This window comes from Bacteroidota bacterium (genome assembly GCA_018698135.1).
GTDB lineage: Bacteria > Bacteroidota > Bacteroidia > CAILMK01 > JAAYUY01 > JABINZ01.
This window is the reverse complement of the sequence record JABINZ010000067.1, coordinates 1-8660: the sequence shown is the minus strand read 5'-3', so window position 1 is coordinate 8660 and position 8660 is coordinate 1. Positions and strand designations below refer to the sequence as shown.

Genomic DNA, 8660 nt, shown 5'->3' with positions numbered 1-8660 from the left:
GTTCCTTCCATTTCATTCAATACAATCAATCAGAAAAAAGAATATATCATTACGCTTAACAATCACTTGTATCATATCAAAAAAGATACAGTCTTGTTTTATGAATTTGAAAGCTTCATCAATGATGTATACATCGACCATCATAATAGTATTTGGATCTCTGTTAATCAAAAAGGAGTTTATCAATATAAATCAACAAATCTGAACGAAGTCCCTGTAAATTATTTCACTAATAAAAATATCCTTAAGACATACCAGGACCGGGAAAATAATTATTGGTTTATCTCCGATAATGAAGGCATTTTATTGGTCAACACATTGGACTTTAAAGTTTACAATAACATTAAGTATAATATTATTTCACTGGATGTTAAGGGAGATGTGTTGATGTTTTCTACCTACGAAAATGAAGTTTATGAATGCAAGATATCGGCTGACAAAATTTTGAATATTAGTCAAATTGAATTTGAAAACAAAAATCATGGATTAATCGAAGACATCTTAATTCATGAAGACGGTTCGTTCTGGATACTGTACTCAAATTTTGATGAATTTAATAATTATGGAACCAGCTTTCCGGTTGATTTAACCGCTGTAAACTATAAATCTAAACCATTTAATAAAAACACCAAAAAAGCACACTTCATTAAAAACATTGAATTTGAGGATTCCAAGATTTCCTACACACCCGCTTTGGGGATTTATAGGGGAAAACAATTTAGTATCAATTTTGATAGTAGTGAAGAAGTATGGCTTAAAACTCTGGAAGGTTTTTTCAATTCAATTGGACATAATTTCGCTTTTTTCAATCTTGACAATAAAGAATTTAAATCTCAGATTACAGATATTCTTTCAACTGATAAGTTTGTAGTTATCGGAACACGTAATTCCGGATTACGGATAACTTCCAATGAAAATAAATTAACAAAAATTAAAAAAGAATCGCATAAATCACTTCCAAGTAATTCAATTCGCAAACTTTATATTGACGACTCAAAATTATGGATTGGTACAAATAATGGGATTTGCTTTGTCGATATTTCAAATATCACTGAAAAAAATGTAGAGATTTATCCAATTATGATCAATTCAGGATTCCTTTATTATGAGGTTAGTGATATTATTAAACAAGAGGGCATCTTATGGATTGGAGGTAATACCGGTTTAATCTCCTTTAGAGATTCTGCTTTCAATTATAGTTCACCACCTCCCAAACTCTCATTTGACCGAATTTCAATAAACGATATTGATACTTTAGTATGTTCAAAATATCAACTCCATCCCAATCAAAACACCTTAACGTTCCATTTCAAAGGAATATCTATTAATGCCAATCAAAATTTGTTATACAAATACCGACTTGTTGGATTAGACTCAAGTTGGATAATGAGTAAAAATTCAACTGTTCGCTATCCAAAACTATTAGCAGGTAATTATCAATTTGTGGTTTATTGCACGTCAGATGGAAATAATTGGACAGAAAATGCGCAAATAATAGAGTTCCAAATTAGGAAGCATTTCACAAAAACATTTCTATTTGTTTTGCTTGTTTCAGTTTTGTCATTGGCGATTATCCTGATCATACTGAAACTGATTTTGAGTAGCCAAAAAAGAAAGGATCTGATCGAGAAAAATTTACTTCATGCAGAAATAAGTTCGTTAAGAAGTCAGATGAACCCCCATTTTATTTACAACTGCATGAATTCAATACAAGGCTATATTGTGCGAAATGAAAATAATTTGGCTAGTGAATATATCGATAGTTTTGCCCGTTTACTACGAACAGTTGTTGAATCTTCACGGAAAAAGTTCATCACACTCGATCAGGAAATAATCACATTAGCACAATATCTTGAACTGGAAAAATTACGCTTCTCATGGAAATTTGATTATGATATAGTAATTGATTCGAATGTTGATACAACTGCGATTTTGATTCCACCGCTACTTATTCAGCCCTTTGTTGAAAATGCCATCCACCATGGTTTTGCAACCCTCAAATCGAATAGCCTAATTACAATTACAGTTAAAGATGATGAATTAGAAAACATGACGGTTATTATTGAAGATAATGGAATTGGGCGAGTGAAAGCAAGACAAATTTCTGACAAAAGGCACAATCATAAATCGGTTGGTATGCAAAATATTCACGATAGAATTGGGCTTTTAAACAGGATTTATTCCAGCCGTATTTCTCTTGAAATTATTGATCTATATGACATTCAAAATATAGCATGTGGTACAAAAGTGATACTGAAAGTTCCACCCTTAATTAAATTATCTGATTATCATGAATAAAGAATTAATTAGAACGGTAATTATCGATGATGAAGAACATTGCAGATTTACAATTACAGAGATTATAAAAAAGTTTTGTCCAAATCTGAAAATTGTTAGCCAAGGCAATAGCGTTGAAAGTGGTATAAAAATAATAGATAGCCTTAAGCCAGATTTAGTTTTTTTAGACATTCACTTAGATGATGGTGATGGGTTTGAAATTCTTCAGAATATTTCATTCAAAAATTTTGAAGTTGTTTTTACAACGGCCCATGATAATTTTGCCTTGAAGGCCATTGAATTTTCAGCTCTTCATTATTTACTCAAACCTATTAGTGCCAAAGATCTCATAAATGCAACTGAACGATTTCAAAATACTAGGAATAAAAATATCCAGGAAGAAAAAATCAATTTACTCCAAGAAAGTCTCACCAAAACACCCGAAAAGATAATACTACCTACCTACGAAGGTTTTCAGATTATTAAATTGGAAACTGTAATTTATTGTGAAGCAAGTGACAAATATGCTATTTTTCATTTGATTGATAAAACTTCTGTCGTCATCAGTAAATCGTTAAATGATGTGGAAAAAACACTTCAAGATCTCTCTTTTGTGCGCATTCATCACAGCTATATTGTTAATTTAAAATACATTACTTCTTATGAAAAAGGAAAAGGAGGAAGTGTAAGTCTGACTAATGGTAAAAAACTGGAAATCTCTTTCAGACGAAAACAGCTTTTTATTGACAAATTAAAAAAATATGTGACGCATTTTTAATAAATTTACACTTAGTTCACTCTTTTATTAACTCGATTTTCAATTTTCAAATTCGATTTAGGTCACACTTACGAAGAAAATGGTCGCACTTACGAAGAAAATGGTCGCACTTACACAGTTTGCATTGTTTCGTAAAACAAGTCATATTAGATTCGTATTGATGAATAATAAGCTATTTGTTTTTTAACTTTTAAATATAAACTCATGAAAAAAATCGCTGTACTTCTGTTCTTGTTTTTTGGATTATTGACAATGATATCTTGTCAAAAAGAAGCTGATCTGGTGCAAAAATATGATCCGGTGCCGGTATTCACAATTGGTGATTATGACAATACTACAGTGGAAGGTGTTTTAGGCTATATGGATCCTGTTTTTTACACCTCAATTTCGGCTCAGGATAGTCCCTATTGCCCTGTTGTACTAGGTGGATCCTATGTTGAAAGCTTACCAGATGAAAGAGGAATTGAAAGTGGATATTGCATCACATCAAGAAAGATGTGTATTATATTATGCATGATTCCAAACAATTTTCAGGATTTTACCAGCATGTCGACAAGCTATGGCTATGATATGTATGAATCAACATACCGAGACTTATTGGTTGTTTGTAAAACGGAAGAACCAATGATGCAACAGGGTTTGTTTGGTGCAATTGGCAATAATCAGGACAACGAAGTTGTGGAATTTGATATGACAGGTATAAATGCTGAAGCTATATCATACAGCCAGGGAGAATTCGTAATTGTAGAATAAAATGAAACTTGCAATTTACACATTAACAGCTTTGCTATTACTCAGCGCTTGTGGTAATAATATACGGCTTGAGCCATTAAAATCAGTCGATTTAGTGGAACACGAGAACCTGTATATTAAAGATTTACCAAGAGAAATAACAACTATTAATGATAGTTTAGTTGCGTTCTTAAACGCAAATGAGGCGATATACATTTTAAATACAAATAGTGGAGTGATTCTTAACTCCATTATCCCAGACATAAATTTCACCCAGTTTCTTGAAGAAAATGTAAATCTTTCAGACACTCTAATTCCATATGATTTAAGTAAACATCCAAATAAGTTTGTCAGACAATATCCCTTGTATAAGATTAATGCATTTAATTATCACGACAATCTTTTTGAAATCGTGTTAACAATTACAAATCCTTTGTACATAAATGGAGTTGTTAAAATTGAATTCGAGTCTATCATTTTAACAAGTGATATTAACGGAAAAATTATATCAACTGAATTAGTCAATTTGTATAATAAGAAAGATCTTGATCATTTATTTATGGCAGAAGATGGTTTAGTTTTTCTACCCGATTCGCATGTTTTCTATATAAAATCTTTGAATAAAAAGTTGTCAAACTCAATTGTTTCAAGATTTCAACTGGTTGATAAAACATTTGAATTCACAAATGATATTTTATTTCCGGTGACCGATATGTATACGCTTAAATTAAAAGAATCCAGTATCGTAAATATCAGTTATGTTTTCAATCGATTTTACGATCAAATATACTTCACCAACGGGCAAGATATTTATTCTGTTTCGAAAGGAACTAAACTGGTTAATACAAGCGCATTCGAGGCCAGTGATTCTTTTCACTTGATTAAAAGCTTTGAAATTATTCCAAAGGCAATAAACAAAACAAAAATTAATCATTTTGCCTATATCGAAGATGTGGTGCCTAATCCACCTGTTTTCAATCAATCGAATAAATATCTGGTGATAACCAATAAAAAAGGAAATGAAATTCAAAAACGAATACCCATTGGTCGTATTATCAGTGGCTTATCTTTTCAAAATAATAGGATCGTATTTATGGAGGAAGTAGACGATAAAATTCTTATTCATAAATACTTGATTAAATAATATAGAAATGAAAAAATCAATGAATCTGATCATCATTTTAGCTTTTATGGGTTTTAATTCTTGTAATTACACCGTATATCAGGAAGTAAGCATGAAGTCTGCCTCCACAGTGCAAGTGGAATTAAGCCCTGAGTTGAATTTGGAACTTGATGACTTTATGAGCACGGATAATGAAAACACACTTTATGTAAATGTTATTAATGGTGAGCAATGTTTTACCTGTGCACCAGTATTTTTAATGGTTGCCGAAAAGTTAGTAAATGCCAATATCCCATCAGAAAATTTAGTGTACATTTTTCCATCAAAAAGGAAAGTTTTACAAAAGGACTTTTTGAAAGAAAATTTTGGGTTGGATATCAATAAAGTGAAAGTTATTTTTAGTGATGAAGTGTATGATCTCATACAAAATCAATATGCTCTTGAAGGTAATTCGAACTTACTTTGCTTAAATCAAAACAAAGAATTGCTTAGTAAAACGACTTATCAGCGAGCTAATTTTAATGAACTATTTTCAGTGATTCCTTAAGTTGATCCTGAAAATTAAAGATGTCTTAAGCTAGCTAACGTGTTTGGTGTAATATAATTGATGTTAGCTAAGATGCATTGTTTTGGAGGGTAGACATACCCTCCAAAACTTCTTAATCAACAAATAAAATTTTTAGATTGAAGATTAATACAAATAAATAAAAAAACTTTAGATGATAAATGTTGTCAAACAAATAACCTATAGTATTAAAGATGAGTTGGATAATATCTCTGTGAGAATTACAACCAAGTCTGACAGCATGCTTTATTGTTTCTTCAAAGAGCCACAAGGAAAAATCATTGAGGGAGGCTCGGGTGAAATCCAACTTGGAACAGGTAAATTATTAAAAAACAGAACGCTACAAATCGGCTCAGTCGTTTCCGATCTGGATGATTGGAATATTAAAGAAGGCATTAAAATTCACATTCATCGGAATGGACTAACAGATTTTGAAGAATTAATTTTAAACAATGGACAAGTAAAACCATTGGCATTTCGACACTCTTCTATACTGTATAAAGTGATGGTAACTTTCAATGGTTTGAAATAAACTACCATTAATCTAAAACTACTTCCGATTTATCCAGAAATATTCAATTCATCATGGAAAAATCTCCATGATTAAAGTATCCTATTGAAAATATCAGGACACTTTCTCTATGGAAACTATCTTTTATAAATAATTAATTGCAAAAGAAAGAAATAAAATTCACCATCTTGTCTAATTGAAGTTTAGGTTTTAACTTTATTGCCTGTAAACAGCCTTATTTATTGAATGTTCCATCAATCTTAAACCTGTTAAAACATAGACAGTAATTGATTACAGGCTGTTTTTAATCAAATAATTGAAATGAAAATTCAAATATTCAAAATACAGTTTAAAATATTTTTTCTTTATTTTATTACATTTTGCTTTGCAATAACACCTTATATTTCTCTATCTCAGATAAACGTTTTATCTGAGGACTTCGAAGCCTCCTCTGCTATTCCTTCAAACTGGTCGCAAATTACAGTACAAGGTAGCTCTAGCTGGAGTATTAATAATGGAGGAACATACGATCTTGGGGCCAATCATCCGGCATCTGCCCATGGAGGCAGTAAAAACGCGTATACTTCTTCTCAAAGTACAAGTGGAAATGTTGTTAAACTTGTATCTCCTGCATTGGATCTTTCGGGTTTAGGAAATATTTCGTTGGAATTTTGGGAAGCACGAATAAAATGGGGAGTTGATACAGACCAACTCAAAGTGTATTATCGAACTTCATCGTCAAGCAGTTGGGTCCTTTTGAGTTCGTATACATCTGCCACCACAAATTGGGTGAAAAGAACAATCAGTTTACCAAATCCATCTTCGGCTTACTATATTGCCTTTGAAGGAATTCCCAAATATGGCTATGGCATTTGCATTGATGATGTCATTATAACAGCTGCAATTGCTGTTGATGTTTCTATGACATCTATTGAAGTTAAAGACAAGGAATTTGTTAAAGCTCGTTTTAAGAACCTTGGTGCTAATAACCTTACAACATGCAAATTCAATTTCAAGGTTAATAATGATACAATCATACATACTCAAAACTGGGTTGGCAATCTGGCAACAAATGCATCAGGAGTAATTCAAATTGACACTTATTATTTCCCTCATGGAATACATAGCATCAAATGTTGGCTTAGCAATCCGAATTCATCAGGAGATGGTGACAGGTCGAACGATACAATTTATGATAATTACAGAATAATCCGTGAATTCCCCTATGCAGAGAGTTTCGAAAATTCAAATCTGGGCGATTGGGTTCAGTCGACTGATGACCAAATGAACTGGACAAGAAAAGCGGGATCAACTATTTCTACAGGAACAGGGCCAAGTTCGGCTAAAGATGGCACTTTTTATATGTACACTGAAGCATCAGGCAATTACAATAAAACAGCAGATTTATTAAGTCCGGATGTTGATTTAAGTCCACTCACAAATCCCTATTTAGAAATCTGGTATCATATGTTTGGAACCCAGATTGGAAGTTTAAGTTTCGATATCGACTCCCTCGGTACATGGGTAGAAAGTATTGATACAGTTTTAAGTGGAAACTATGGAAACTCCTGGTTTAAGAAATTGGTTTTGCTAGCCGATTATAAGGACATGAATAAAATACGTCTTCATGCAGTTACTGGCAGTGGCTTTTTAAGCGATATCGCAATTGATGACGTCAAAATAATCGATATTCCAAGTGTTGATTTAGGATCTGACACCATTATCTGCCAAGGCAATCAAATAAATTATACTGTTGATACGGGAAACAATTATAGTTTCATTTGGAAGGTTGTAGGTTATACTGATACACTTTCAACAAGCAATAGTCTGACTATAGATAGCAGTGGAGTATATTATGTCATTGTATCGGCAGCCTACGGATACCAAGCAACTGATACAGTTGAAATTACTGTTGCTCCTTTGCCGAATGCCAATTTTTCGTGGTTTAGCACTAGTTATTGTGTAAATGAAAACTCATTAAGTTTTTACGACAGCTCTCTGATAAGCACAGGTTCATTTTCTTATTTTTGGCAATTTGATGATGGCGATACATCCTCACAACAAAACCCACAACATACTTATACATCAGCTGATAGTTTTAATGTAAAATTGACTTTGACATCCAATCATAATTGTGTTGATTCCATAAGTCATTCCATCATCTTATTCCCCTCTCCTATTGCACAATTCACTGTAAATGATACAGATCAATGCTTGAGAGATAATTTGTTTCAGTTTACAGATAATTCAACTGTTTCAACAGGCACAATTAATAGTTACTATTGGAGTTTTGGGGATACTAATACGAGTATGCTAAACAAGCCAAGCCATCAATTCTTAAAAGTCGACACTTTTACGACTTCCCTGATAGTAACCACAGATAAAAACTGCAAGGATACCTTTACACAGCAAAGCCTTACCTTGCCAATGCCACAAGCAAAGTTTAACATAGTCGATTCAACACAATGCTACAGCAATAATAATTTTGTATTCGGAAATTTATCAAGCATAAACCAAGGATTGCTTAGTTATCAATGGAATTTTGGAGATAATTCTCAAACAACAAAAAAAAATCCATCTCATAGCTATACTTCTAGCGGTATATTTCAAATAAGTTTAATCAGTAATTCTCCATATGGTTGCTTTGATACTGCGTCCAGTTCCCTTGTTGTTT

At 32.3% G+C, this 8660-nt stretch carries 7 protein-coding genes; all 7 read left to right on the top strand.

The genetic code is table 11. The features are described from left to right. A partial coding sequence (locus HOG71_04000; GenBank protein MBT5989996.1) for a histidine kinase occupies positions 1 to 2298 on the top strand: 2298 nt, incomplete at its 5' end. Further along, on the top strand, positions 2291 to 3055 hold the full coding sequence (locus tag HOG71_03995) for a response regulator transcription factor (GenBank protein MBT5989995.1): 765 nt from the start codon (positions 2291 to 2293) through the stop codon (positions 3053 to 3055). The genes HOG71_04000 and HOG71_03995, both read left to right, overlap by 8 nt. 204 nt (positions 3056 to 3259) lie before the next feature. Continuing rightward, positions 3260 to 3808, top strand: a complete 549-nt coding sequence (locus HOG71_03990; protein ID MBT5989994.1) for a hypothetical protein — start codon at positions 3260 to 3262, stop codon at positions 3806 to 3808. A gap of 1 nt (position 3809) precedes the next feature. Then, positions 3810 to 4931, top strand: coding sequence for a hypothetical protein (locus HOG71_03985; GenBank protein ID MBT5989993.1), 1122 nt, complete (start codon positions 3810 to 3812; stop codon positions 4929 to 4931). A gap of 7 nt (positions 4932 to 4938) precedes the next feature. Next, a complete protein-coding gene (locus HOG71_03980; protein MBT5989992.1) occupies positions 4939 to 5457 on the top strand; it encodes a hypothetical protein in 519 nt (172 codons plus the stop codon). A gap of 172 nt (positions 5458 to 5629) precedes the next feature. Beyond that, positions 5630 to 6007 carry a hypothetical protein gene (locus HOG71_03975; GenBank protein ID MBT5989991.1) on the top strand — a complete coding sequence of 126 codons (378 nt, stop codon included), beginning with the start codon at positions 5630 to 5632 and terminating at the stop codon, positions 6005 to 6007. Positions 6008 to 6307: 300 nt separating this feature from the next. Beyond that, on the top strand, positions 6308 to 8660 hold a 2353-nt coding region (locus HOG71_03970; protein MBT5989990.1), incomplete at its 3' end, for a PKD domain-containing protein.